A 1,597-nucleotide genomic window follows, 5' to 3' on the forward strand; every position below is an offset into this window, starting at 1 on the left:
CGACAAGGCCACGGCCGAGGTCGAGTCGGGGGCCAGCATCGCCTCGATGCTGGAGGCCGAGGGCTCCGGCGCCCCGCGCACGGGCACGGTCACCTACCGCGTCCTGCGCCATCTCCAGCGCCTCGACGAGGGCGTGGTGGGTCTGGCCCGCCCCCTCGACGTGCCGGTGGCGGGCCGGGGCCGGGCGGCCAGCAGGGCACCGCAGCTCTGAGGCCCCGCCGGTGGCGGACATCCCGTCCGTGTGCCGGTCACCGCGCGACGGCGCTTCTGGGGGCCTGCGCCGTCGCGAGGCGCAGGTGCCTGCCGCGCACCGCGGTGCGGTAGCCGGAGAGTGCGGGGTGGGTCAGGGCCAGGAACCAGGAATCAAGCGGGGCGTACAGTCCGCAGGCCGCGGCGGCGCGGCGGCATGCGCGCAGCCCCTCGACGCTGACGATCCACCGGGGCCTGGCCACGACGGTCACGGAGCGCACCCAGCGGTGGGCCTCGGCCAGGTCGTCGGTCTGCATGGCGACCAGCCGGCGCGGCGAGATGACGGTCGAGAGGGCGCGGGCGATCTCGCTGTCGTCGGGCAGCAGGGCCACCGGCTCCTCGTCGAGATGGATGAGGTCGACCATTTCGATGTACGGACGGCCGCGGTGAACGGCGGACAGATGCGCGGCCGGGGTATGGGCCAGCAGTTCCCGGCACTCTTGTTCGGTCAGCGCACTGCGTTCGCGTCGGTCCATGGCCCGGCTCCCCCGGCGGGTTGCCCGCTCGGCGGGCAGGCTTCACATCACAGGCGTGAGCTACCGCCGGGGACTGGGGCGGTCCCCCGCTGGAGGGGCGTCAACTCCCCGCTTCAGAGGGTCCTTTGACTCTCGTACGCCTGCGACGCGGACGCAATACGCCGTATGGCGACTGTGAACGGAGGCCGAATGTCGCCCCACCGGGCCGGGATCCGGACGCCGTCTTTCAGCCGAGGAGTTGGGTGCGCAGGCGCTCGACCAGGTGGGCGTCGACACCGAGTTCCTTGATCGTGTAGGCGTGCACCGAGCCGTAGGCGCCGGTCAGGTCGGACAGGAACAGACGCATGATCTCTTCGGGTGCCCGCCCGTAGCCGGGCCAGTTCAGGGTCCGGTCCGGGTGGGCCGCCTTCCAGTCGGCGATCAGCCGGTCCGTGGCCAGTTCGGTCAGCGCGAAGTCCGCGGCGATGTCGTCGTCGGCCACGCCCAGGAGCGCGAGGACCAGGGCGGCGAGCAGGCCGGTGCGGTCCTTGCCCGAGGCGCAGTGGAAGACCTGCGGGCCGCTGCCGGACGCGATGGTCTCCAGGGCCTGGCGGAGTTCCCCGGCGCCGTCGAGGGCGACCTCCGCGTACCGGTCGGCGAGATAGCGCCAGGGGTCGAGACCGGGGTCGATCTCCGCCTGGTCGTAGGGGCGGTGCTCCACGCTGAGGTTGACGTAGGCCTGCCCTTCCGCTGCGGGCACCCGCCCCTTGGCCTCGATCTCCCAGGGGTAGCGCAGGTCGATGACCGTTTCCACTCCCAGCGAGCGGAAGCGCTCCCAGTCGGCGCCCTGCAACTTGGCCAGGGAGTCGGAGCGGTACAGGCGTCCCCAGCGC

3 protein-coding genes are annotated in these 1,597 nt (G+C 72.6%); 1 reads left to right on the forward strand and 2 read right to left on the reverse strand.

Going from position 1 to position 1,597, the window contains the following annotated elements:
* Positions 1 to 211, forward strand: a 211-nt coding sequence (locus tag ACQKIP_RS46980; RefSeq protein WP_427745820.1) for a hypothetical protein, incomplete at its 5' end; no start/stop codon positions are given.
* Between the two features lie 37 nt (positions 212 to 248).
* Here the strand turns inward: ACQKIP_RS46980 and ACQKIP_RS46985 are convergent.
* On the reverse strand, positions 249 to 725 hold the full coding sequence (locus ACQKIP_RS46985) for a hypothetical protein (RefSeq protein WP_365854103.1): 477 nt from the start codon (positions 723 to 725) through the stop codon (positions 249 to 251).
* 226 nt (positions 726 to 951) lie between these two features.
* On the reverse strand, positions 952 to 1,597 hold a 646-nt coding region (locus ACQKIP_RS46990; protein WP_427745821.1), incomplete at its 5' end, for a tyrosine-protein phosphatase.

Origin of the sequence: Streptomyces sp. NPDC059900 (genome assembly GCF_050270335.1) — a bacterium.
Taxonomy (GTDB): domain Bacteria; phylum Actinomycetota; class Actinomycetes; order Streptomycetales; family Streptomycetaceae; genus Streptomyces.

What these genes read in the sequence shown, in the direction of transcription:
- ACQKIP_RS46985 (WP_365854103.1), bottom strand. Translation starts at nt 725, where the DNA reads ATGGACCGACGCGAACGCAGTGCGCTGACCGAACAAGAGTGCCGGGAA.